Annotated in this window: 17 protein-coding genes; 12 read left to right on the forward strand and 5 right to left on the reverse strand. The window is 70.3% G+C overall.

Features of this window, described 5'->3' with window-relative positions; genetic code table 11:
• Genes ABD832_RS02280 through ABD832_RS02295 form a run of 4 tightly spaced genes read right to left on the reverse strand, consistent with a single transcriptional unit; the run spans position 1 to position 4,958 of the window.
• A complete protein-coding gene (locus tag ABD832_RS02280) occupies positions 1 to 675 on the reverse strand; it encodes an iron-containing redox enzyme family protein (protein WP_344887436.1) in 675 nt (224 codons plus the stop codon).
• Positions 672 to 1,541: an aspartyl/asparaginyl beta-hydroxylase domain-containing protein gene (locus tag ABD832_RS02285; RefSeq protein WP_344887438.1), complete on the reverse strand. Its 870-nt coding sequence runs from the start codon at positions 1,539 to 1,541 to the stop codon at positions 672 to 674. The genes ABD832_RS02280 and ABD832_RS02285 overlap by 4 nt, the downstream gene beginning before the upstream one ends.
• Complete coding sequence (locus tag ABD832_RS02290; RefSeq protein ID WP_344887440.1) at positions 1,541 to 2,437, reverse strand: chlorinating enzyme; 897 nt, start codon at positions 2,435 to 2,437, stop codon at positions 1,541 to 1,543. Before ABD832_RS02290 ends, ABD832_RS02285 begins: the two co-directional genes overlap by 1 nt.
• On the reverse strand, positions 2,427 to 4,958 hold the full coding sequence (locus ABD832_RS02295) for an amino acid adenylation domain-containing protein (protein ID WP_344887576.1): 2,532 nt from the start codon (positions 4,956 to 4,958) through the stop codon (positions 2,427 to 2,429). Before ABD832_RS02295 ends, ABD832_RS02290 begins: the two co-directional genes overlap by 11 nt.
• A gap of 198 nt (positions 4,959 to 5,156) precedes the next feature.
• Between ABD832_RS02295 and ABD832_RS02300 the strand changes: the two genes are divergently transcribed.
• Genes ABD832_RS02300 through ABD832_RS02315 form a run of 4 tightly spaced genes read left to right on the forward strand, consistent with a single transcriptional unit; the run spans position 5,157 to position 10,852 of the window.
• Positions 5,157 to 7,406: a non-ribosomal peptide synthetase gene (locus ABD832_RS02300; RefSeq protein WP_344887442.1), complete on the forward strand. Its 2,250-nt coding sequence runs from the start codon at positions 5,157 to 5,159 to the stop codon at positions 7,404 to 7,406.
• Positions 7,403 to 8,524 (forward strand): aminotransferase class I/II-fold pyridoxal phosphate-dependent enzyme, encoded by a 1,122-nt coding sequence (locus ABD832_RS02305; protein ID WP_344887444.1) that lies wholly within the window; start codon positions 7,403 to 7,405, stop codon positions 8,522 to 8,524. The genes ABD832_RS02300 and ABD832_RS02305 overlap by 4 nt, the downstream gene beginning before the upstream one ends.
• Positions 8,521 to 9,708 (forward strand): cytochrome P450, encoded by a 1,188-nt coding sequence (locus ABD832_RS02310; protein ID WP_344887446.1) that lies wholly within the window; start codon positions 8,521 to 8,523, stop codon positions 9,706 to 9,708. The genes ABD832_RS02305 and ABD832_RS02310 overlap by 4 nt, the downstream gene beginning before the upstream one ends.
• 58 nt (positions 9,709 to 9,766) lie before the next feature.
• Positions 9,767 to 10,852, forward strand: a complete 1,086-nt coding sequence (locus tag ABD832_RS02315) for a branched-chain amino acid aminotransferase (protein ID WP_344887448.1) — start codon at positions 9,767 to 9,769, stop codon at positions 10,850 to 10,852.
• Here the strand turns inward: ABD832_RS02315 and ABD832_RS02320 are convergent.
• Positions 10,827 to 15,401 carry an amino acid adenylation domain-containing protein gene (locus tag ABD832_RS02320; RefSeq protein ID WP_344887450.1) on the reverse strand — a complete coding sequence of 1,525 codons (4,575 nt, stop codon included), beginning with the start codon at positions 15,399 to 15,401 and terminating at the stop codon, positions 10,827 to 10,829. The genes ABD832_RS02315 and ABD832_RS02320 overlap by 26 nt on opposite strands.
• A gap of 188 nt (positions 15,402 to 15,589) precedes the next feature.
• Between ABD832_RS02320 and ABD832_RS02325 the strand changes: the two genes are divergently transcribed.
• From ABD832_RS02325 to ABD832_RS02360, 8 genes are all read left to right on the forward strand, one after another.
• Entirely contained in the window at positions 15,590 to 17,431 is a 1,842-nt protein-coding gene (locus tag ABD832_RS02325) for an amino acid adenylation domain-containing protein (RefSeq protein ID WP_344887452.1), read from the forward strand.
• Positions 17,432 to 17,471: 40 nt separating this feature from the next.
• Positions 17,472 to 18,653: a cytochrome P450 gene (locus tag ABD832_RS02330; protein ID WP_344887454.1), complete on the forward strand. Its 1,182-nt coding sequence runs from the start codon at positions 17,472 to 17,474 to the stop codon at positions 18,651 to 18,653.
• A 23-nt stretch (positions 18,654 to 18,676) separates the two neighbouring features.
• Complete coding sequence (locus tag ABD832_RS02335) at positions 18,677 to 19,417, forward strand: thioesterase II family protein (RefSeq protein ID WP_344887456.1); 741 nt, start codon at positions 18,677 to 18,679, stop codon at positions 19,415 to 19,417.
• A complete protein-coding gene (locus ABD832_RS02340; RefSeq protein ID WP_344887458.1) occupies positions 19,390 to 20,169 on the forward strand; it encodes a thioesterase II family protein in 780 nt (259 codons plus the stop codon). Before ABD832_RS02335 ends, ABD832_RS02340 begins: the two co-directional genes overlap by 28 nt.
• The gene (locus tag ABD832_RS02345; protein WP_344887461.1) at positions 20,166 to 21,503 is read left to right on the forward strand and encodes an MFS transporter; all 1,338 of its coding nucleotides are present in this window, start codon (positions 20,166 to 20,168) and stop codon (positions 21,501 to 21,503) included. Before ABD832_RS02340 ends, ABD832_RS02345 begins: the two co-directional genes overlap by 4 nt.
• A 262-nt stretch (positions 21,504 to 21,765) precedes the next feature.
• The gene (locus ABD832_RS02350) at positions 21,766 to 22,269 is read left to right on the forward strand and encodes a helix-turn-helix transcriptional regulator (protein ID WP_344887463.1); all 504 of its coding nucleotides are present in this window, start codon (positions 21,766 to 21,768) and stop codon (positions 22,267 to 22,269) included.
• Positions 22,270 to 22,325: 56 nt separating this feature from the next.
• On the forward strand, positions 22,326 to 23,405 hold the full coding sequence (vioD, locus tag ABD832_RS02355) for a capreomycidine synthase (protein ID WP_344887579.1): 1,080 nt from the start codon (positions 22,326 to 22,328) through the stop codon (positions 23,403 to 23,405).
• Between the two features lie 7 nt (positions 23,406 to 23,412).
• Complete coding sequence (locus ABD832_RS02360; protein WP_344887466.1) at positions 23,413 to 24,234, forward strand: metallophosphoesterase family protein; 822 nt, start codon at positions 23,413 to 23,415, stop codon at positions 24,232 to 24,234.
• The last annotated feature ends 98 nt before the right edge of the window (positions 24,235 to 24,332 follow it).

A 24,332-nucleotide genomic window follows, 5' to 3' on the forward strand; every position in this document is an offset into this window, starting at 1 on the left:
TCACGCTCCGAGACCGGTCTGCGTCGAGAGCCGGTCGAAGAAGCGCGTCCACAGCCGCCACATCTCGTCGGCCGCCTCGAAGACCGCCCTGGCCTGTTCGGGGGTGTAGTCCGCCATCAGTGTGTGGTTCGCCTCCTCCACGTGGTCCGGCTCCTGCTCGACGTGTATGGCGACCCACTCGTTGTCGGTGACACCGGTGGCCCGCTCGATGGCCTTGCCGATGCTCGACACCATGAGCAGGTCGGTGGTCTCGGTGGCGAAGATGAAGCCGATGGCGCTCTCCCGCTCCTCCGAGGCCCGGCGGTAGCCCTCGACCAGGGCGGCGGTCTCCTCGAACGGCTCGGTGCCGGTGACCCGTTCCCGGTCGAAACCGCACTTGGCCATCGAGTCGGCGTAGATCACCTCGTGGGCCCGCTCGACGCGGCCGCCGCCGGCCTCCTGGTTGAGGATCCGCGTGATGGCGCTCTTGGAGGCGATGTCGGGCAGGACCGCCACGCAACGGGCCAGGAACGTCGGGAAGTAGTGCAGCGGGTGCCACCACTGCTCGATGAGGACGGCGGCCTGTTCTTCGGTCAGGTCCGCCGTGTCCACGGCCGCGAAGAACCGGTGGTCGCGGAAGGCCTGGTAGACGGCGCTTTCGGCGAGCTGGTCATTGAGGGACAGTGTCGCAGTCATGCTTGCCCGCTTCCTGAGGGTCGATCCAATGTGAAGTACTGACGCAGTTCCGTGGCGTGCGTGAGGACGGCGGGGTCCGCGCTGTCGCGAGCGAGGCCGATCATGGTGTCCCAGACGAAGCCGGCTCCTCCGTCGCGCCGGAAATGCGTCTTGACGACGATGCCGAAGACCTCGTTGAAGGTGTCCATGGTCAGTACCTGCGACAACCGTTTCAGGGACGAGCGCTCTGCGTCGGGAAGCGGCGGCCGGTGGACGACCCGGGAGGCGTCGATCGTCCCGTTTCCCTCGTCGGGAACGGCCAGGATCGGCCCGTCCTGGGGCCGGTCCGCGAAGTCGAAGATGAGATGGATCCGTGGCTCTCCCGAGAAGGAGGCCACCGAGTGGATCTGCGAGGCGTCGAAGTGCCACACCTCCCCGGCCCGCATCCGGTAGACCACGTTGTCCTCGCTGAAGTAGCAGTCCTCGTGGGTGGCGAGCGGAATGTGCAGCCGGTGGGCCGAGCGCGAGTCCTCCGGGATCTCGGCCAGCTCGATGTAGTCGCGGTGCGGGACGATGACGCTCTTGGAGAACACCGCCAGCCGGACGAAGTTCAGCCTGGCGGTGTTGGCCACGGACGTGATGATCTCCTGGATGTACGGCAGCTGCCGGCCGTACTCGGTGAAGGTCGAGCGCTGGTCGTAGTGGTAGTTGGTGAGCAGGCCGTCGCCCTCGTCGCCGCCGGTGGCCCAGAGCATGGCGCTCTTCCACGGGCCGCCGATGAGATAGTTGCTGTAGGCCTCGGAGAACTTGAACGTCAGGGCCTGTTCCAGGTCCTTGGCGAGCCGGGCCTCGTCCAGCGTGAGGGTGTTCACGTACTGCGTGCGCATCAGACCGTCCTTTCCAGCCGGTCGAGCGGGGTGAACGGCTCGCCCCAGAGGTTCTCGCCGAGCACCCGGTTGAGCCCGTGCTCGTCCTCGCCGGCGACCAGCACGCAGCCGTGCCGGTCGAGCTCGAACCGGTGGCCGAACTCCTCGAACTCCGTCATGCCGCCGTAGACGCGGACGTGGGTGGGGACGGTGCGGATGGCGAATCCCATGCGCTGGCGGTTGCTGGTGTTGGGATTCGACCCGTGAATGCAACGGGCGGTGAAGATGATGAACTGGCCGGGCCGCATCTCCAGGTGGCGGACGTTCTGCTGGTCCGGGTCCCAGTCCTTGTCGATCTTGATGTCGTTGTAGTTGTAGCCGAAGAAGGAGTTGTCCCTGGCCGCGCCGTTCCACTTCATCGACGCGGTCTCGTCGTAGCGCCATTCCCTGTGGCTGCCCGGGATGACCTTCATGCAGCCGTTCTCCCTGGTCGCCTCGGTGAAGGCCACCCACGCGGTCAGCTCCATGGGCTTTCCGGGAGCGCGGTCGGTCGCCTCCAGCATCCCCTTGCTCGCCTCGCCGATGGCGTAGGTCTCGACCTGGTGCCAGCCGGTGCCGGTGTCGCCGGGGTTCTTGGGGAAGAACTCGGTGCGCCAGCAGAGGATGTCCGAGCCGATGAGCGCCTGCATCCGCCGGACGATCGCCGGCTCGGTGATGAGCGAGCTCAGCCCCGGGATGTCGAGATGCCTGTCGTAGTTGACCGGGTTGTCGAAGGCCTTGCGCGCGTTGTTCTCCGGGTCCAGCAGCGCCTTGCGCTGGACCTTCCACCACGCCTTCATCTCCTCCGGCTCCCAGAGCGTGAAGGGCCCGATGTAGCCCTGCTCCGCGAAGGCGGCGCGGTCGGCTTCAAGATTCATTGTGTGCACTCCCCTGGCGTTCCAACGCGGCGTCCAGCTCCTTGGCCGTCTGACTGACGTGTTCGGCGCGCATGATCCCCCAGTGGTCACCCGGCACGGGGACGACGGTGAAGGGGCCGGTGCACAGGTCGCGCAGCGCCTCGGCCGCCCGCGCCTGCCGTGGGGCATCCGTGCCCGACTCCTGGAAGCCGGACGCCTGGAACAGGTGGACGGGACCGGCATAGGGTCGCGGCCGGTAGGCCGCCGCCGCGGCCATGCACGCCCTCGCGGTGTCGAGGGTGGCACGCAGATGGTCGCCGGAGGCCCCCTCGGCGATGGACGTCCCCATCAGCTGGATCCAGGTCTCGCCCGAGGTCAGCTCCTCCAGCTCGGCGCCGGCTCCGTCGTCCAGCCTGGCCACGACCTCGTCGAGCAGGCTCAGGAACGGCGTTCGGGCGATGGGCAGGCCGGTGATGGGGTCGATGACCGGATTGGCGTCCAGCAGGCCGAGGAAATCGACGACGGCGCCGGCGGCGGTGAGCTGCTGCGCGATCTCGTAGGCGAGGACGCCGCCGAAGGACCACCCGGCCAGCAGGTAGGGCCCGTCGGGCTGGACCGTGCGGAGCTGCTCGACGTGCGTCTCGGCGATCTCGGACAGGGAGAGCCCGAACGCCGGTGGTTTTCCGCTCCAGCCGATGCCGAGCATGCGCACCGGAGCCTGCGAGGCGCGGGCGAGCTCCCGGTAGCCGAGCAGTTCGCCACCGAGGGGGTGCACCAGGTAGAGACTGCGCGCGCTGGGGCCCTGCCGTACCGTGACGATCCGGGTGGGGTGCCGTTCCACGGCCGTGACCGGGCCGTCGGCACCCAGTGCGGCGGCGAGGTCCTCGACCGTGCTGGCGTCCAGCAGGACGGAGAGCTCGACCGGGCGGCCGATCGCCTGGCCCAGCTCGGCGACCACCCAGGTGGCCAGCAAAGAGTCGCCGCCGACGTCGAAGAAGTCGTCGTCGGCGGCGAAGTCGTCGTGGCCCAGGACCCGGACCCACAGGTCGGTGATGAGCCCGGAGAGGTCCTGCGCCGGCCCGGCCGCGAGTTCGGGCAGCGGCAGTTCCGCCAGCGCGGCTCTGTCGATCTTCCCGGACGTCGTGCGCGGCATGGACTCGACGGTCACGACCCGCGAGGGGATCATGTACTCCGGCAGCAGTCCCCGGACGTGGTCGGTGACCTCACGCGGCGACAGCGGGCCCGCGGTCTGGACATAGGCGACCAGCACCGGGATGCCGCCCAGTACCTCCCGGAGCCCGACCGCCGCGGTCACCACGCGGGGGTGGCCGACCAGGGCGTGTTCCACCTCGCCGGGTTCGACCCGGAATCCACGGATCTTGAGCTGGTCATCGGAGCGGCCGGCGAAGTGGTAGGTCCCGTCGGCGGAGCGGCGCACGAGGTCACCGGTGCGGTACAGACGCTCACTCCCCCACGGGGAGGCGACGAACCGTTCCGCCGTGGCCACCGGTGCCCGGTGGTAGCCGCGGGCCAGGCAGTCCCCCGCGACGTACAGCTCGCCGACCTCGCCGTCGGGCACGGCCTCCAGCCGGTCGTCGAGGACCCGGCAGGCCACGCCGTCCACCGGTGTGCCGATCGCGGGAAGCGCCGGCCAGGACCCGGGGTCGCCGCGCAACGTCAGGCTGGTCACCAGGTGCGCCTCCGTCGGCCCGAAGTGGTTGTCGAGGCGGCAGTCGCCGAGCGCGGTGAAGAAGTCCCGGATCGCCGGCGTGATCAGCAGGCGTTCCCCGGCCGTGACGACGTGCCGCAGACAGTCCGGTACCACCCCGGTCCGGGCGGAGGTCTCGGCCAGCAGCTGCAGGGCGACGTAGGGCAGGAACAACCGCTGGATCCGCCGGTTCACGATGGTGTCCAGGAGCGCGCGTGAGTCCCGGCGGGTCTCCTCGGGGGCGATGACCAGGCGGCCGCCGGTCGCGAGCGTGGAGAGCACCTCCTGGAAGGTCACGTCGAAGGAGGTCGCGGTGAGGTGCAGCGTGCGCAGGCCGGGCTCGCCGTCGGCGATCTGCCAGCGGATCAGCCGGTCCAGCCCGCGGTACGGCATGGCGACCCCCTTGGGCACGCCGGTCGAGCCCGAGGTGTGCAGCACGTAGGCCGGGGCGTCCGGTGAGAACGGCTTCGCGGCGGGCGTGGCCCGGCCTCCGGAGCAGGTGAGCCCTTCACGCGAGATCGTCACGAGGGCCTCGAGCTCGCGGGTCAGCGCCTCCATGCGGGCGAGCGGCAGGGCGGGGTCGATCGGGCAGTAGGTGCCGCCCGCGGCCAGCACCGCCAGCATGGCGACGACCGTCTCGGCCGAGCGTCCCAGCAGGACCGCGACCGGTTGCTCGGCTCCCACGCCGACGCTCCGGAGCCGGTCGGCCGTCTCCTCCACCCGGCCGATCAGTGCGGCGTAACTCAGCGTGGAACCGTCCGCCAGGTCATCGAGCGCGCAGGCCTCGCCGTCGGTCCTGGCTCGCTCCCGGACGGCTTCGAAGGCGAAGGACACAGCCAAGCGAGGCTCCTCAGGTGGCATCTGCGGCTTCCGCAACGAAGCTACAGACGTCGGCGAGGGTTCTGGAGTCACCGGAACTGGCCACACGTGCCCGGTTTAGGCCCTTTGTCCAATAAATGTGGGACAGGCGCCTCCCTTGAAACCGCCGACGACGTCTTCCTTCACTAGTCGCGACAGAGGTGAGGAGCAACCTTGATCAACAGCCAGAATTCCCCGCAGAAGTGTGTCGGGCCCATCGCCATCGCACCCGACACCGTCAACGCGCTCGACGGCCTGGCCAGGAGCGCCGGCACGGACGATCTCGCCCCCTTCATCGTCTGCGCGGCGGTGCTGGCGGACCGGCTCACGCCCCCCCGCGGCGTCCGGGTGATCCGCGGTGATCTGGAGGAGATCGTGCCGCTCACGGCGGGGCCGGTGGATCCCGCCCTCAGCCTCAGGGCCGCCGTGGCCCGGATGGACGCCGGCCGCGACACCACCCGGTCGGCCGTACCCGCGGACGTGACCGTCCTGCTGTCCGATGACGGCCTGCGCCTGTACGTCGAGACCGCGACCGGCGCCGAGAGCTGGGCACGGACCTACACCCGCCTTCTGGCCGGCGCGGCCCGCCGCCCCGACGCCCCCCTCGACCTGCCCTCGTTCCTCCACCGGCCGCTGACCCGGCCCGTGGAGGAGCAGGCCGAGCGCACTCCGGACGCCGTCGCCGTGCTGGACGAGGACGGCCTCACCCTCACCTACCGGGAGCTGAACGAGGAGGCCAACCGGATCGCGCGCTTTCTGATCGAGCGCGGAGCGGGCCGGGGCACCCGCATCGGCATCTGCCTGGAGCGGAGCGTCGAGCAGATCGTCGCGATCCACGCCGCGGTCAAGACCGGTGCCGCCTACGTGCCCCTCGACGCCGACCTGCCGGACGCGCGGCTGGCCTACATGCTGCAGGACGCCGGGCCGCTGCACGTCATGACCGACGCGGCCTGCCGCGGCCGGATCCCCCAGGGCCCCTGGAGCGTCCACGACCTGCGGGCCGACCGCGCGCACTGGGCGTCTCAGCCCGCGGGCAACCCGGCGGTGGAAGGCTCTCCCGCCGACCTGCTGCACATCCTCTACACCTCGGGGACGACAGGCCTGCCCAAGGGCGTCGCCTACCCCGTGGACGGAGCGCTCACGCACCTGGAGTGGATGCAGTCCCGCTACCCGTTCCGGCCGGGGGACACGGCCGTCTTCAAGACCTCCCCCGGCTTCGACGTCTCCGTCTGGGAGATCTTCTGGCCGTTCTACCACGGAGGACGGCTGGTGGTCTGCCGTCCCGGCGGCCACCAGGACCCGCGCCATCTGGCCCGGCTGGTCGAGGAACACGCGGTGTCGGCCCTGTTCCTGCCACCCACCATGATGGCCCCCTTCCTGGAGGAGGTGCGGCCCGCTCACGCCACGGCCCTGCGCTGGGCCTTCTGCGGCGGCGAGCCGGTCACGCCCCGGATCCGCGACACGTTCCACACCACGCTGCCGGGGGCGACCCTGGTGAACTGCTACGGGCCCACGGAGGCGGGCAACGTCACCGACATGGTCCTTCCCCACGCCCCGGGCAAGCCCGTCCCGCTGGGCCGTCCGGCCGCGAACTTCCGGCTGCTCGTCCTGGACGAGGACCTCGAACCCGTGCCCGCCGGGACGCCGGGCGAGGCCTACATCGGCGGCGACCCCGGCCTGGCCCTGGCCTACTGGCGGGCACCGGGACGTACCGCGGAGCGCTTCGTCGCCGACCCCTTCGGGCCGCCGGGATCGAGGCTCTACCGCACCGGCGACCTCTGCCGCCAAAGGGACGACGGCGTGGTGGAGCACCTGGGCCGGATCGACCGGCAGATCAAGATCCGGGGACTGCGGGTGGAGCCGGGGGAGGTCGAGGCGGTGCTCGCCGCGCATCCTGCGGTCGCCGACTGCGCGGTCGTCGCACACGGCGAACCGCTCCGGCTCCTCGCCTTCGTCGTCCCCCACGAGGCGGAGCTCGACACCGAGGCGATCCTGGCCCACGCGGCCGCGACACTGCCCGGCCACATGGTGCCCGCACGCGCCGTGGCGGTCCCCCGCATCCCCGCGACGGTCAACGGCAAGATCGACCGGGATGCCCTCCTCGGCCTCCCGTCACGTCCGCAGGCCCGCGAGATCGTGCCACCGGCCGACGAGACGGAGGCCGCCCTGGCCGAGATCTACGGCCGGGTCCTGGAGGTGGGAGCGGTCAGCGTGCTCGACACCTTCACCCGCCTGGGCGGGGACTCGGTCCGGGCCTTCCGGCTCCTGGAGGCGTGCGAGGAGCGGTTCGAGACCAGGCCGGCCGTCGCCGACCTCCTGACCAGCCCGCTGCGAGCGGTGGCGGCGGCGATCCGGACGGCGGGGCGGTCCCCAGTAGATGGGACAGGTAGCGGATCGGCCCCCGAGCCTACGGTTTCCCCATGAGCCAGCTCGCCAACCTGACCATCCTTGAAGTCGACGCGCTGACCGACCTCGACGGCGGCCTCAACCTGACCGACGGCCACGCGCGGCTGGTTCTCACCGAGAAACAGGCCGCCGTCGTCGCCCGCATCCCCGAGATGTTCACCGAGGCCGTCCGCCGCCCCTTCCCCGACCTCGAGCGTGAGGCGCACGAGGTCTTCCTGCGGACGATCGGCCAGCACAGCGCGCCGGTGGGCACCGGCAGGATCCTCAGCTGCTACTCCTCGACCCTGGCCACCGACATCGTGGCCAGGGCCCTGCCGGCCGGTACCACCGTCGCGGTGCTGCATCCCACCTTCGACAACATCGCCGACCTCATGGTCACCCGCGGTCTGTCGCTGGTGCCGTTGTCGGAGGAGGCGCTGCTGAACCAGGACTGGCCGGGACCGCCGGTCGGCGCCATCGTGGTGACCCACCCGAACAACCCGACGGGTCTGATCACCCCCCAGGGACACCTGCGCTCGCTCGCCGAGCACGCCGTACGGCACGGGCAGACGATCATCATCGACGCCAGCTTCCGCGGCCAGGTGCGCGAGGCGCAGTACGACACGTACGCGGTGCTCGACGCGGCCGGCGCGGACTGGATCGTCATCGAGGACACCGGAAAGCTCTGGCCCACCCACGAACTCAAGATCGGGCTGCTGGCCTACAGCGAGCGGACGACCCTGCCCATCATGCGAGCCTTCTCCGAGTCGCTGCTCGCCGCCTCGCCGGTCGTGCTCCAGCTGGTCAGGGAACTGGCCGTCGACTGGGGCGACGGCGGCTACGAGCGCGCCAGGGAACTGGTGGAGCGCAACCGGGCGGCGGTCGCGCGGGCCATCGAGCCGGTGGGGCTGCGGCTGAGCGACCCCGCCTCGCAGATCAGCGTCGCGCGGGTCGGGCTGCCCGCCGACGGCCCCGACTCCTCGCTGCTGCACAAGGCCATGCTGGCCAAGGGCGTCCACGTGCTGCCGTGCGCACCCTTCCACTGGGCCGACCCCGAGGAGGGACTTCGCTACATCCGTCTGTCCCTGGCGCGGCCGTACAGGACCGTCGAGACCGGAGCCCGGCTGCTGGCAGAGGCGTACCGGGAGTTGCGGTGAAATATGATCCGTTCGACTATCGCGTGCACGAGGATCCCTATCCCGTCTACGCCTGGATGCGCGATCACGCACCGCTGTACCGCAACGACGAGCGTGACTTCTGGGCACTGTCGCGACATGCCGACGTCCAGGCCGCGCTGCGCGATCCGGGGCGGTTCTCCAACCGCCACGGCATCTCGCTGGAGCCGGAGCTGTGGGGTGCGCACGCGCAGAAGACCAGCTTCTTCCTGGCCATGGACCCGCCTTCGCACGGAGTGCACCGCGGCCTGGTGTCCAGCGTGTTCACGCCACGCCGGATCGCCGCTCTGGAGCCCCGGATCCGGGAGCTGGCCCGCGAGCGGCTGGAGCCGCTGCGGGACCTGACCCGCTTCGACTTCGCCGCGGACTACGCCGCCGCGCTGCCCAACGACGTCCTGTGCGAGATGCTCGGCGTCCCGCAGGCGGACTGGGACCAGATCCGCGCCGACACCGACCAGATGAACCAGCGTGAGGACGGGCTGGCCGAGCGCGGCCCGAACTCGGTGGCCGCGGCCCTGCGCCTCGCCGCCTACCTGGCCGCGCTCGTCGACGACCTGCGCCGCCACCCCGGGGACGACCTGACCTCCGTCATGATCGCGGCGGAGGTCGACGGGGCCCGGCTGTCCGACTCGCAGATCGTCGGTTTCCTGTTCGTCATGATCGGCGCCGGCAACGAGTCCACGGGCAAGACGATCGGCAACGCCTGGTACCAGGGCTGGCTCCACCCCGAGGCCCGGCGCAAGGGCCTGGACGGCCGCGCCGCCGACTGGTACAGCGAGACGCTGCGCTACGACTCTGCGAGCCAGATGACCGCGCGCCTCGTCACCGCCGAGACGACCGTGCACGGCACCACGCTGCCGGTGGGGGCCCGCGTGGCCCTGCTGCCCGCGTCGGCCAACCGCGACGAGCGGGCCTTTCCGGATCCGGACCGCTACGACCTCGACCGCGACACCCGGAAGATGATCAGTTATGGTCTGGGCCCGCACCACTGCCTCGGTTCGGCGCTCGCCAACCTCGAGATGGAGATCGCGCTGGACGAGATCGGGCTCCTGGTGGAGGACTACGAGCTCGACACGGCCGGTGCCCGCCGGGTGCACTCCCCCCACCAGCGCGGGTTCGCCTCCCTGCCCTGCAGCGTGACGCACCGTTCCCGGGTGCGCGGGTGAGCCGTGCGGCACCTGGCGTCAGATCTCCGTACGACCTCACGACAAGGACGGTGTCCCGATGATCGACTTCGAGATCCGCACGAGTGACCACCCCCTGCCGGACGCCGAACGAGCGGAGATCCTCGCCGCGCCGGGATTCGGGCAGCACTTCACCGACCACATGATCACCATGCGATGGTCGGCGGCGAGCGGCTGGCATGACGGACGGCTGGAGCCCTACGGGTCGTTCACGCTCGACCCGGCCACCCTGGTGTTCCACTACGGCCAGGAGCTTTTCGAGGGCATGAAGGCCTATCGCCAGGGCGACGGGACGGTCGCCCTGTTCCGGCCGGAGGCGAACGCCGAACGGTTCAACAGGTCGGCACGGCGCATGGAGATCCCCGAGATGCCGGTCGAGTCCTTCGTCCGGGCACTGGAACTCCTCGTCTCGCAGGACCGCGCCTGGGTGCCGTCCACCTTCGGGGAGAGTCTCTACCTGCGGCCTTTCGTGATCGCCACCCAGCGGACCCTGAGCTTCACCCAGCCGTCCTCCAGCTACCTCTTCTGTGTCATCGCCTCCCCCGCCACCGCGTACTTCGGTGGCGGGACCCCGCGCGCGCTGACCGTGTGGCTGTCGGAGGACTACTCGCGCGCGGCCCCCGGTGGCACCGGCTTCGCCAAGGCGGGCGGGAACTACGCCGGCGCGTACGCCGCCTCGCGCCAGGCCGTCGAGCAGGGGTGCGACCAGGTGGTCTGGCTGGACTCCGGTGAGCGCCAGTGGGTGGAGGAGATGGGCGGCATGAACCTGTTCTTCGGGTACGGTGAGCGCATCATGACCCCGTCGCTCACCGGCACCCTGCTGCCCGGCGTCACCCGCGACTCGCTGCTCACGCTGGCGCCCCGTCTCGGCATCGAGGCCGAGGAGGGCAGGATCTCCATCGGCCAGTGGCGCAAGGAGTGCGAGAGCGGCGTCATGACCGAGGCGTTCGCCTGTGGCACGGCCGCCGTGATGGCCCCGGTCGGCACGGTGCGCGGCGTCGCCAAGGAGTGGCGGATCGGCGACGGCCGCCCCGGCCCGGTCACCCTGCGCCTGCGCGAGGAGCTGCTGGGCATCCAGTACGGCCGCCGCCCCGACCCGCTCAACTGGGTGCACCCAGTCTGCTGAGCAGCGTCTCCAGCTGCTCGGGAGCCACGCGCGCCAGCGGGAAGTCCGCCGGGGCCGGCCTCGCGCCGATCAGCTCGCGCAGCTCCGCGAGGTGGCGGTCGGCCAGGCCCCGGATGGTCGGCTCCTCGTGCAGATCCACGCTGTGGCGCCACCGGAGCACCAGGGCGCCCGCGACGATCGACGCCTCCACCTCGACCGGATACGGTCTCCGCCCGCGCGGGCTCGCCGTGTGCTCCACCGGCTGATCCACCTCGCCGAGGTAGGAGAACAGGAGTTCGGCCGGCGACGGCGGCAGCGGGTCGGACCCGTGGTGCAGCAGCTGCCAGCCGATGCCGCGCAACGGCGCGGCGTCCGGCGTGAGGGTACCGTCGAGCAGCACCGGGTGGGTCCGGCTGAACCAGCCCACGGTCCTGGTCAGGTCGACATCGTCGAAGATCGGCTCGCGGTCGTGCCGTTCGAGGTCCACCAGGTGCCGCTCGGCCCCGGTCCATCCGCTGAGGGTACGCCCGAGGGCGGCCAGCAGCGCCGCCGGGATCCCGTGCGGGACCCGCGACAGCTCACCGGTGGCCTCGGCGTCGAGCGTGGCGAGCACGGTCCGTTCCGAGGACACCGTGCCCGGGTCCGGCACGGCGTCCTCCGCGGCCATGTCGTAGCGCAGGCGTCCGACGGGCTCGGCCAGCAGCGCCGACCAGTGGTCCCGCTGCGACCGGACGGCCGGCGTGCCGGCGTGCCGGCTGAGCCGGCGGGTCCAGGACTGCCAGGACGTGGTCTTGGCCGGAAGGTCCTCGCCGGACAGCAGGGTGGCGAGATCGTCCAGAAGGATCCGCACGGAGGGCGGGTCCGCCACCAGCCGGTGGACGGTCAGGGCGAGCAGGTCCGGCCCGTCGGGGCCGGATCTGACCAGCGCCAGGCGCAGCAGCGGGCCGACCGCCAGGTCCAGTCCGGTCTGCATGTCGTCGGTGAGCTCTCGCATCCGGCGGGCCCGCTCGTCCTCGCCGAGGCCGGACAGGTCGTGGGTGTCCACCGGGACCGCGTCACCGCGTGGCGCGATCCGCACCCTTGTCCGCTCGCGGGCCAGCAGGAAGCGCTGCCGCAGCCCGTCGTGGTGAGCGACCAGCCGCTCGGCGGCCTGGCGTACCCGCTCGGGCTCCACCCGGCCGGGCAACTCCAGCACCGCCGAGGTGTTCCAGTGGTGGGGATCGTCAAGATCGGCCGACGCGAACCACTGCTGCCCCGCCACCAGGTGGACCGGCCCGGTCACATCACCCTGTTCGGCGTCCACGACGACCCCCGTCACGGCCACCTGCGCCAGCAGCCCGACGGTCGGGTTCGCGAACAGGTCGTACGGCTCCAGCCGGATGCCGGCCTCCTGGCACCGCGCCACCACCTGGATCGCCAGGATGGAGTCGCCGCCGATCTCGAAGAAGTTGTCGTTGACCCCGATCTCGTCGACCGCGACGACCGCCGCCACGATGGCGGCCAGGCGCTTCTCCAGCGGCGTCCGGGGCGCGAGGAACTCCTCGGCCAGCCTGGGCCGGCCCCCGTCCGGCGCGGGCAGCCGATCTTTGTCGATCTTGCCGTTGTGGTTGAGCGGCAGCTCGTCGATGTCGACGAAGAGCGAGGGCACCATGTACGGCGGCAACGTCCGCTCCAGGAAGCGACGCAGGTCACCGTCACCGGCCGCGGCCTCCGGGTGCCGCACGACGTAGGCCACCAGCCGCCGGTCGCCGGGCGACGGCTCATGGACCGTCACGACCGCCCCGGTGACCGCGGGGTGCTCGCTCAGCACCGACTCGATCTCCGTCGGCTCCACCCGGAACCCGCGGATCTTGATCTGCGTGTCGACGCGGGAGATGAACTCCAGTGTTCCGTCGGCGCGCTGCCGGATCAGGTCACCCGTACGGTACAGCCGCCGGCCGGGGTGTGCGGGATCGGCGACGAAGCGCTGGGCGGTCAGGCCCGGGCGGCCGAAGTAGCCACGGGCGACGCTGACACCGCCGATGTACAACTCGCCGATGCCACCCCGGGGTACGGGCCGCAACCGGCCGTCCAGGATGTGCAGCTCGGCCGAGGGCAGCGGGGTGCCGATCGGCAGGTTGGGCCGGTCGTGATCCGGATCGGTCGGGTCCAGGCGGAAGAACGTGGAGCTGACCGTGGTCTCGGTCAGACCGTAGACGTGCATCAACGGCACACCGAGCCGCCGCCACATGGCCAGGCGCTCGGGCAGGATCCGTTCGCCACCGATGATCACCAGCCGCAGGCAGGGCGGGAGGTCCCGCTGGCGGCGGTCGAGCTCGCGCACCCACTCGTGCCAGTAGGCGGTGGGCAGCTCGATGACCGTCATCCGCTCCCGCTCGATCAGATCGGTCAGATCGGCCCGACCACCGATGAAGTGCTGGGTGGGAATGACCACCGCGCCACCGGCCAGCCAGGTCGGGAACAGTTCCTCGACGTGCACGTCGAAGCCGGCCGAGGCGAACTGCAGGAACCGGTCGCCGGAGCCGAGACCGAGCCGGTCCACGACGTCACGCGCGAACACCGCCAGAGATCGATGTTCGATGACGGTCCCCTTGGGCCGGCCCGTCGATCCAGAGGTGTAGATCACGTACGCCGGGGAGGACGGATCGGGTTCGGGCAGCTCACCATCGGTGTCCCCAGGCGGGTCGTCCAGCGGCTCGTCGAGGTGGACCACCTGCTCCGGACGGCCGGGACCGGCCGGCAGGCTCCGCTGGGTGACCAGAGCCTTGACCTGAGCGTCGGCCAGCATGAAGGCGATGCGCTCGGCCGGATAGGTGGGGTCCATGGGGACGTAGGCCGCCCCGGCCATGAGGATGCCGAGGATCGCCACGGGCAGCCGTGGTGAGCGATCCACCAGGATGCCGACCCGCGTGCCCTCGCCCACGCCCCGCGCGTGAAGGTGCCGGGCGAGACGCTCGGCCTCCCGGGCGAGCTCGGAGTAGCTGGTCGGCACGCCGTCACAGATGACCGCCGGCGAGTAGGGGGCGAGCGCGGCCCGTCGGCGGAAGTGCTCGACGAAGGTCGGGCCGAAGGGGGCCGCGGCCGCTCCGGCGCCCGCCACGGCGGTCGTGGCCCCGGGACCGCCCAGGTCCACGGCCTCCACCGGCCGGTCCGGGGTGGTGACGATCTGGCGCACGATCGCGTGGAGCTGATCGGCCAGGAGTTCCACGGTGCTCGCGTCGAAGAGCTCGGTCATGTACTGCCACTGGAGCTCCAGGCGGTCGGCCTTCGGGATGACCGCGACGGTCAGGTCGACCGAGGCCAGGCCGAGTTCCATCGGCTCCGGCGTGAGGCGCAGTCCCGGCAGCTCCAGCGCGGCGTCCGGAACGGTGAGCACGTTGAGCCACATGCCGCTCAGCGACGTCTGCGACGCCTCACGGCCCAGGCCCAGCGCCTCGATCAGCCGGTCGAACGGTACGTCTTGATGGTTGAGCGCGTCGGAGACCGTGTCACGAGCCTGGAGCACCACCTCGCGCAGCGTGTGCCCGGCACCGATCCGCATGCGCAGCGGGAGCGGGTTGGCGAAACAGCCGATGAGCCGCTCCGTCTCGACCCGGACGCGGCCGGAGACCAGGGACCCGACGACGAGATCGTCCTGCTCCAGGTGCCGGTGCAGCAGTACCGAGCAGGCCGCGAGCACGACGGTGCCCAGCGAGGCGCCTTCCTGTTCGAGGAAGCGGCGCAGCTCGGTGCTGAGCTCGGGCGAGAGGTGCACCGAGACCACGTCGCCGGCGAAGGTGGGCCGGGCCGGGTAGGGCCGGTCCGTCGGCAGCGCCGATCCGGTGGGGACGCCCTCCATCACCTCTCGCCAGTACCGTACCTCCTCGGAGATTCGCCGCTCGTCGTACAGGCCCCGCTGCCAGGCGGCGAAGTCGCCGAACTGGATCTCCGGTGCCGGTGGCGCCGTACCGACGCCGCGGTGGGCCTGGTAGAGCTGCGCGACCTCCTGGACGATGATCGACAGGGACCAGGCGTCCGAGGCGGCGTGGTCGGTGGCGAACAGGGCGACCCTGGTCTGCTCGGCCAGGTGGAACACGGTGATCCGGAGCCGTTGCGGGTCCTTGGCGTCGAAGCGGCGCGAGACCTCCGCCAGGCAGCGCCGGCGGAGCTCGGCGCGCTGCTCGTCCGGCGCGAGATCGGACAGGTCGACCACCGGGATCGGCACCCGGGTCACCTCGTGCACCGTCTGGACCGGCGTGTCGCTCGCGTCGATGTCGAAGGTGGACCTGAGCACCTCGTGCCGCTCCACCACCTCGGTGAGGACCAGGCCGAGCAGATCCAGGTCCAGCTCTCCCTCGATCCGGAAGGCCCCGGTGATGTTGTTGGCCCCGCGGAAGCGCTCGACCGCCCATTCCCGCTGCTGCGCGATCCCCAGCGGCGTGGGCCTGGAGCGGTCTCGTGGCCCGATCCGGCCACCGATCCCGTCGTCGTGCGCCGAGGCCCGTGCCGCCACCAGCTCGGCCAGCCTGCGTTCGAGCAGTTCCCGCTTCTCCGGAGGCAGAGCGGCGATCCGGCTCAGATCATCAGTCACCCGGCCACCGTAAGCTGCGCCGCATTTATCGAAATGTCCCGTGAAGTCGGGACAGTAACGATGCTGGCGAAATATATAGCTTTGTGGCGGGTCCGCGTGTCGCGAAGGAGTGCCATGAACCGGTCCAATGAGAACTTGTGCAGCGCCGGCCGCACTGCCTCCGGCCAGAGATGATGGTGACCACAGCCATGACCGCGGTAGACGTCCCGCAGTGCGTGCACGAGATGGTGGCCGCTCAGGCCGCCCGCACGCCGGACCGGATCGCGGTCAGCTTCGCGGGCACCACCCTCACCTACCGCCAGCTCGACCGCGCCGCCGACGCCCTGGCGGTACGGCTGCGCGAGGCCGGGGTCGGCGGAGGGGCCGTGGTCGCCGTCGTCCTCGGCCGCACCCCGGACCTCGTCGTCACCCTGACGGCGATCCTCAAGGCCGGCGGCGCCTACCTCTACCTCGACCCCGCCGAACCGCAGGCGCAGCGCTCCCGGATCGTGCGGGACGCCCGGGCCCGGTTCGCCGTCGTCGGCGAGGGCTTCCTCGACCATGCGCCGGACGTGGCCCGGGTGCTGCCCCTGGAGTCCGACATGGCCCTCCTGGCGGAGTCCGGCGGGACGGAACCGGCGGGCGGGGCCGTTTCGCCCCCGCATCCCGACACCCCGGCCTATGTCTGCTACACCTCCGGTTCGACCGGCGAGCCCAAGGGGGTGGTGGTCTCCCACCGCGCCGTATGGCGGCTGATCCACCGGCCCACCTGGATCGAGGTCCGCGACGACGACGTCTTCCTGCAGCTGACCCGGGTCGGTTTCGACGTCTCCACCTTCGAGATCTGGATGCCCCTGGTGAGGGGGTGCCGTCTCGCCCTCGCCCCGACCGGGCACGCCGACCTGGAGGAGATCGTGGCGACCCTGCGGACCGAGGGGGTCACGGTCCTCTGGCTCACCACCGGCCTGTTCCACAAGATCGTCACGCATCACCTCGACGGCCTGGCCGGCATCCGGCATCTCCTGGCCGGCGGCGACATCCTCTCCCCGGCGCATGTGCAGCGGGTCATGTCCGCCTACCCCGGCATGATCTTCACCAACGGCTACGGGCCCACCGAGAACACCACCTTCAGCACCTGCTGGACGACCACCCGGATCAGCGACGCCCCGCGGGTGCCGATCGGCGTGCCGATCGACGGCAGCACCGCCGCCGTCCTCGACGACCGGCTGCTGCCGGTCCCGCCGGGCGAGGTCGGCGAGCTGTGGGTCGGCGGTCACGGCGTCGCCACCGGCTACCTCAACCGGCCCGGCGCGACCGCCGAGAAGTTCGTCGCCGACAGCGATCCGGCGGCCCCTGCCGGCAGCCGGATGTATCGCACCGGGGACCTGGCACGCTGGGCCGAGGACGGCACGCTGGACTTCCTCGGCCGGGCGGACCGCCAGGTGAAGATCCGCGGATACCGCGTCGAGCTGAGCACCGTCGAGGTGGAGCTCGCGGCCCAGCCGGAGGTGGAGCAGGCCGCGGCCCTGACCTACACCGACGGGGCCGGCGACACCAGCCTGCTCGCCTACGTGGCGGTCGGGCAGCAGGTGGAACCGGACGACTTCGGCACGTTCGGCGTGACGCTCCGCGAGCGGCTGCAGGCCGTGTTCCCGGCGCACCTGGTGCCGCGGGCGGTCATCGTGCTGCGCGACATCCCCCTGAACCCGAACGGCAAGGTGGATCGTTCCGCGCTGCCCACCAAGATCCCTCGCAACGTGTGGAACGACTACGTCGAGCCGCGCGACCCGACCGAGGAACTCCTGACCACGATCTGGAGCGAGGCGCTGGACGTCGAGCCGATCGGGGTGCAGGACAACTTCTTCGAGCTCGGCGGCCACTCGCTGCTCGCCGCCGAACTGCTCGCCACGCTGGACCAGCGCTTCGACGTCAAGCTGCCGGCCCGCACCCTGTTCCTGCGGCCCACCATCGCGGACCTCACCGAGGAGTTGCGCCGCCGGGGTGTGACACCCGGCACCGACAGAGGGGAAACGAATGCGCGAACCCGGTAACGACGCGACGGGATGCCCGGTCGGAGGACTGGCGGACCCGATGCTCTACACCACTCTCGATTTCCGCGGGAGCTGGAGCGGCATGCGGGAGCTGGAGCATCTTCAGTGGCAGCAGGCCGACGAACGGAACGGGTTCTGGTCGGTGCTGAAGTACCACGACGCCGACCGCGTGCTGCGTGACGCGGCCACGTTCACCTCCGAGCGGGGGACGTTGCTGAACATCATCGGCGTGGAGGATCCGGCGGGGGGCAGGCAGATCGCGGCGACCGACCCCCCACGCCACACGATCATGCGGGCCCGCCTGCAGAAGGCCCTGTCCATCAAGGCGGCCGAGCGCCAGCACGAGCTGATCCGCGACCTGATCCTGGAGATCATCGCCCCGCTGGCCGACGGTGGCCCGTTCGACTTCGCCCAGGCCATGCTGATGTTGCCGGTCGCGGTGGGCGGGGAGATGATGCGCCTGCCACGCTCCGACTGGCCGCGGCTGGAGCGGCTGCTCAACGCCTCGATCGCCCCGGACGATCCCGAGTACGCGATGCCCGGCGGCCCCAGGGAGACACTCGACCGGGCCCACCGTGAACTGTTCGCCTACTTCCAGGACATCTACCAGGAGCGCCGCAGGAACCTCGGCGACGACCTGATCAGCGTCCTGATCACCACCGAGGTGGACGGGCGGACCATGTCGCCGGGGGAGGTCATGTCCAACTGCTACAGCGTCCTGCTCGGCGCGGTGGTCACCACCCCCCACTCGCCCAACTACGTCATGTCCGAACACCTCGGCGACGGGTTGCTGGAGACGTGGGCGGCCGACCTGACGGCCACTCCCTCCGCGGTGGAGGAGGCGCTGCGTCTCGCCTCGCCGGTCAGCCACTTCATGCGGTACGCCGTCAGGGACACCGAGGTACGCGGCACGAAGATCAAGGCCGGGGACGCGGTGGTCACCTGGCTCGGCGCGGCCAACCGCGACGAGGAGGTCTTCGCCGACGCCGGGCGGTTCGACCTGCGCCGCAGGCCCAACAAGCACCTCGCCTTCGGGATCGGCCCGCACTACTGCGTCGGCCACACGCTGGCCCGGGTCACCCTGCGCATCCTGTTCACCGAGCTGCTCACCCGGTTCACCGGCTTCGAGCCGGCCGGTGAACCCTCGCGGATGCACTCCAACTTCATCTCCGGCTACAAGCACCTGCCCATCGCCGCGAAAGCAGCTCGCGGCACCACCTGACACGAACCTCTGGAGGCGCGTCCATGTCTCAGCAGAGGCAGCGCGACAAGTGGCTGCCGTCCATGCCCTCGGCCTCGGCGATCGGGCGGGTCTTCCTGATCCCGTACTCGGGCTGCGGGGCCGGCATGTACCGCAGGTGGCCGCGGCGGCGAGAGGGCGTCGAGTTCCTGCCGGTCGAGCTGCCCGGGCACGAGACGCGCTTCGCCGAGCCCACCTACCAGAGCTACCAGGAGCTGGCCGAGAGCATGGCGGCCGCGCTCGAGCCCTACCTCGACGTCCCGTTCGCCTTCTTCGGTCACTGCGGCTCGGCGCTGGCCGCCTACGAGGTGTCGGCCGAGCTGGTGCGCACCGGCAGGCCCGCGCCTGCCAACCTCTACGTGTCCTCCGAGGTCGCCCCCCAGGACGGGCCGGCCGGCCGCTTCCTCACGATGGACGACGCCGAGCTCGGCGCCGAACTGGAGAAACTGATCCGTGAATCCGGGGGCACGCCCGCCCCCGCACTGATCGAGCTGTACGTCGAGGTGCTCCGTTCCGACGTCGAGGTCAACAAGCGCTACGTGGTGCCCGACCCGCTGCGGCTGCCCGGCCCGATCACCGCGATCGGCTGGACCGAGGACGACGAGATCCCGTACTCGACCATGGGTGGCTGGAGCGCGTGCGGCGAGGTCACCTCGGTGCTCCTGCAAGGCCGGCACCACCGCTTCCTCGAAGGCCCCCCCGACCTGCTGGAGGTGTTGTGCACGGGTCTCATGGCCAGGCGCTGAGCGGGGACCACCGCTGGCTCAAACGCTTCGGCTGGCCGGCGCCCGGCGGCGTCCAGCTTCTGTGCTTTCACAGCGGCGGCGGCGCCGCGGGCATGTTCCGCCACTGGGCCCAGCCGGCGGCCCCGGGCATCGAGATCGTCGCGGTCCAGTTACCCGGGCGGGCCGACCGGTTCGGCGAGACGCCGTACCGCCGGATGCAACCCCTGCTCGACGACCTCGTCACGGCCGTCGAGCCGCTGCTCGCCCGGCCGTTCGCGCTGTACGGCACGAGCATGGGTGCCCGGGTGGCCTGGGCCCTCGCCCACGCGCTGCGTGAGCGGAGCCTGCCCCAGCCCCGCGCGCTCTACGTGGCGGCCAGCGCCGCTCCCTGCCTGGATGACGGGACCTGGCTGTGGGAGGACCGCAAGGACGGTTTGGAGGGCTACGTCCGCGAGATGGGCGGCACTCCCGCCGAGGTGCTGGCCGAGCCCCAACTGCTCGCCCTCCTGCTGACCACGCTCGACGCCGATCTGACCGTGCTGAGCACGCACGACTTCCACCCCGAGACACCGCTCGACCTGCCGATCCACGCGTTCGCCGGCTCGCAGGACCCCGAGGCGCCCCCCGAGCGCATGATCGGCTGGAAGGCGGAGACCACGGCCCGTTTCGACCTCACCCCGATCCCGGGCGGACATTTCTTCGACCGTGAAGGCGACGGCCTGGTCATCAAGACGATCGGCTCGGACCTCGGAGCAGGAAGGCAGCGGTCATGAAAGGAATGCATACCTTCGTCGTGGTCTGGATCGGTCAGTTCGCCTCGATGATCGGCACCAGCCTCGGCGGTTTCGCTCTCGGGGTCTACGTCTACCAGCAGACCGGCTCGGCCATCCAGCTCGGCTCCGTCTTCGCCATCGCCCTGCTGCCCTCCATCCTGGCCTCCCCGATGGCCGGAACGTTCGTGGACCGATGGGGGTCCAGGCGGGCTCTCCTGCTGAGCAACACCGGCGCCATGGCGATCACTCTGACCTTGGCGCTGCTGCTGTTCACCGACTCCTTCGCGATCTGGCACGTCTACGTCGTCGTCGCCGGCCTGTCCTTCCTGTCCGCGTTCGAGGGCCCCGCCTTCGGCGCGCTGGTGCCACAGCTCGTGTCCAGGGATCAGCTGGGCCGGGCCAACGGCATGCGGATGTTCGCCCTGGCGGTGAGTGAGCTGCTGGCCCCGATCTCCGCGGGGTTCCTGCTGCTGGTCATCGGCATCGAGGGCATCGTGCTCATCGACGGCCTCTCCTTCGGCCTCGCCCTGATCACCCTGCTCGCCGCGCGTGTGCCCCGCTCCCGGCCCCAGGAGGTGCCGGGAGGCGAGAAGGCGGACGAGCCACGGGTGGAGTTCCGGGCGGCATGGCGTTACGTCGCCGCCCGGCGGGGCCTGCTCGCCCTCATGATCTTCTTTGGCGCGGTGAACTTCAGCGCGGGCTTCATCGACCTGCTGATGACCCCGCTCGTGCTGTCCTTCGCCTCCTCGGACGCGCTCGGCACGGTCCTGACGATCGGCGGGCTCGGCATGCTCGGCTCCAGCGTGCTGGTGAGCGTGTGGGGCGGACCGAAACGCCGCGTCCGAGGGCTTCTCGGACTGTCACTGGTGCTCGCGTCGGCCACGGTCATCGGCTCGCTGCGACCGAACATCGCCATGATCGCCGTGGCCGCCTTCCTCTTCATGGGAGCCCTCGCGGCCTTCCTCAGCATCAACCAGAGCATCTGGCAGACCAAGGTGGAGCCGGGCATGCTGGGCCGGGTCGGCGCCCTGCAGAACATGGTCATCTCGATCCCCCAGCTCATCGCCTACTGCCTGGCGGGCGTGCTGGCCGAACGGGTCTTCGAGCCGCTGGTCGGCCGCGACGCGGTCGCCTCCCCCGGCCTGGCCGTGCTCATCGGTGACGGACCCGGCCGGGGCATCGCCCTGCTGATCATGATCATGGGCGGGCTGATCGTACTCTCCGCAACGGCCGCCGCCCTCCATCCACGGCTGCGCCGCCTGGAAGACGAACTCCCCGACCATATTGCTGTCGAACATATATCGCCGGACAGCATTTCCGAAAAGGTCCGATAACCGCCTCCGACACCCGCGACCAACACAGCGTCATAACATTTTGCTCCAGAGTGATAACTATTGCATAAATCAGCGAATTTAGTGATGATTGAAGCACGATAGAGCCGCCTGGGACCAGGACCTTCCGATGGAGTCTCGCGCCATTAAACGAGAACTATCAAGCAAAGCACAGGAGCCTTTGATGATCAGGGTCGCCGCCCTCATCGATTCACCGATTTTCTCGGTCGGCCTCGTGGAGACGCTGACAAGCGCCGGGATGACCGTGACCCTCGCATTCAGAATCGCTGATGATCAACTCGCCTGGACGGCCGACGTGGTGTTGATCGACATCAACGCCCTGCCGCCCGGCAGCGACCTGTCCTACATCAGGAAACTGTCGGGGCGTACCGGCATCCTCATGCTCCACGACGATCACATGGACCTCGACCCGTACATGTGCGCCGGAGCGTGCGGCGCCATCAGCAAGCGGGAGTCGACCGAGAACACGATCTCCGCGGTCTGGGCCGTCGCCACCGGCAACCGGGAGCTCTCGAAGGGCCGCCCGTCCCCGCCCGAGCAGTCCAAGACGCCCGGCGCGTCCCTGTCCGGGCGGGAGGAGCAGGTGCTCCACCAGATCTCACACGGCCTGACCCACGGCCAGATCGCCACCAGGCTGGGCATCAGCCCCCACACCGTCGACACCTACGTCAAGCGGATCAGAACGAAACTCGGGGTCGGCAACAAAGCCGAACTCACCCGGGCAGCCCTCCTCACGCGGGCGAGCTAACCCTATGAAACGAGGATGAAAACATGGGATTGGCCATCGCCGAACTCGAAGAATGGATGCGGCTCTATTATCACAACGTCGACCACGACATTGGCAGCAGCGGTGTGCGAGACCTGACCATGGGCGAGCTGGCGGCAATCTGTGAATTCGAGCTCTCCGAGCTCGAATCAATGAGATTCCATGACAGTGAAAGTTTCGGCGGGAGCCGTCTGAGAAAAGCACTCGCCGACCGTTGGACGGGGGGCGAGGTGGACCCCGTGATGGTCACTCACGGTTCCAGCGAGGCGATCTACATCGTGATGCACACCGTCCTCACTCCCGGCGACGAAGTGATCGTGGTCGATCCCGCCTACCAGCAGCTGTACGACATCGCCGCCGGTGTGGGCTGCAGGATCACCCGCTGGCCGCTGGATCGGCACAACGGCTTCGCCGCGGACCTGGACCTGCTCAGGCGGCTGGCGGCGAGCCGGCCTCGGATGATCGTGGTGAACTTCCCGCACAACCCCACCGGCGTCTCCATAACCCCGGAGCAGCAGCGGGAACTGATCGAGATAGCCGAGAAGGCGGGCGCCTGGCTGGTGTGGGACCACGCCTTCGGTGAGCTGACCTACTCCGCCGATCCCCTCCCGTTGCCCTTCGGGTCATACGACAGGTGCATCGCCTTCGGCACCTTCTCCAAGAGCTACGGTCTGGCCGGTCTGCGCGTGGGATGGTGTCTGGCGCCGCCCGAGCTGCTGAGCAGGATGGCATTGCTGCGCGACTACATCGCCCTGTACGTGTCGCCGGTGCTGGAGTTCTTCGCGGAGAAGGCGGTCAGGAACGCCGACCGCATCGTCTCGCTCCAGCGCGAGCACGCCAGGGCCAACCTGAAGACCCTGCTGCACTGGGCCGGTGAGCTGCCCGATCTGGTCCGGGTCCACCCACCGGCCGGCGGGGTGAGCACGTTCGTCGAGTTCCCCGGCCGTCCCGACGTGACCGGGCTCTGCCGCCGCCTCGCCGAACAGGAGCGAGTCCTGCTCGTACCCGGGAAATGCTTCGGTGACCCCTTCGCCGGTCACGCCCGGCTGGGTTTCGGCGGCACCGCGGCCGAGCTGAGCGCCGGACTGTCCGGCATCAACCGCCTGCTGCTCGGGTGACGTCCGCGTGAGCAGCCTGCTGGCCATCAGTGACCTCCACGTGAGCCAGGCGGAGAACCGGCGGCTGCTCGACGCCGTCGTCCCCCGCTCCCCCGGCGACTGGCTGATCGTCGCCGGAGACGTCGCCGAGCGGACGAGCGACATCCGCTGGGCTTTGGAGCGGCTCGGCGAGAGGTTCGCCAAGGTGATCTGGGCCCCCGGCAATCACGAGCTGTGGACGACCTCGGGTGACCCGTCGGCGGCCCGGGGCGAGGAGCGCTACCGGGAGCTGGTCAAGACCTGCGGGGAACTGGGCGTCCTGACGCCCGAGGACCCCTACCCGGTCTGGGAGGGAAGCGGCGGGCCGGCCACGGTCGCCCCGTTGCTCCTCCTGTACGACTACAGCTTCCTCCCTGACGGCGCGTCGACCAAGGAGGAGGCGCTGGCCCTCGCCTACGACTCCGGCGTGGTCTGCACCGACGAGGTGCTGCTGCACCCCGACCCGTACCCCAGCCTGGAGTCCTGGTGCGAGGCACGGGTCACCGAGACGGAGCGGCGCCTGGAGGAGCTGGATCCCCGGATCCCCACCGTCCTGGTCAACCACTACCCTCTGGTGCGGGAGCCGACCAGGGCCCTGCGGCATCCGCAGTTCGCGCAGTGGTGCGGCACGGAACGCACCGCGCACTGGCACCGCCGTTTCCATGCGGCGGCGGTCGTCTACGGTCATCTGCACATCCCCCGGACCACCTGGCACGACGGGGTGCCGTTCATGGAGGTCTCTGTGGGCTATCCCCGGGAGTGGAGCCGTCGCGGCGGGTACCCGGGACCGGCCCTGGTCCTTTCGGCGTGATCGAGAAGCCTTCCCCACCGCGGTGAGAGCCAGGCGCCCGGCCACCCACCCGAGCCGAAACCGCGTCCGCTCAAGGAGTTCGGCACGGCCCGCCCGGT

It is taken from the genome of Streptosporangium longisporum (assembly GCF_039534895.1).
GTDB classification, from domain to species: Bacteria; Actinomycetota; Actinomycetes; order Streptosporangiales; family Streptosporangiaceae; genus Streptosporangium; species Streptosporangium longisporum.